We start from the raw sequence: 228 nt of genomic DNA, 5'->3' as shown, positions 1-228 counted from the left end.
AGAGCGTCAGGCCAGTGGTGTCCTGAGTGTCTGTGACGGTGGTGTCGGCAGGCTTGCCGTCGATGTCCAGTTTTTCGTAGTTGCCGCCCTTGGCGTCGTCGATCTTCACGCTCAGGTTATCGCCGCCCGCGAGGGCGTCGTTTGGTGTCACGAAGTTCACGGTGCCGCTGCTGGCGCCAACCGGAATGGTGATGGTCTGGCCGTTCGACAGGGTGATAACCAACGGAG

Annotated in this window: 1 protein-coding gene; it reads right to left on the bottom strand. The window is 61.4% G+C overall.

Annotated features, from left to right (window positions below):
* A partial coding sequence (locus F7R20_RS31530; protein WP_151180645.1) for an immunoglobulin-like domain-containing protein occupies window positions 1-228 on the bottom strand: 228 nt, incomplete at both ends.

The sequence above is a fragment of the Pseudomonas brassicacearum subsp. brassicacearum genome (assembly GCF_008801605.1).
Classification (GTDB): domain Bacteria; phylum Pseudomonadota; class Gammaproteobacteria; order Pseudomonadales; family Pseudomonadaceae; genus Aquipseudomonas; species Aquipseudomonas brassicacearum.
Note: the sequence above shows the minus strand (reverse complement) of the source record. Positions and strands in the feature narration are given on the sequence as shown.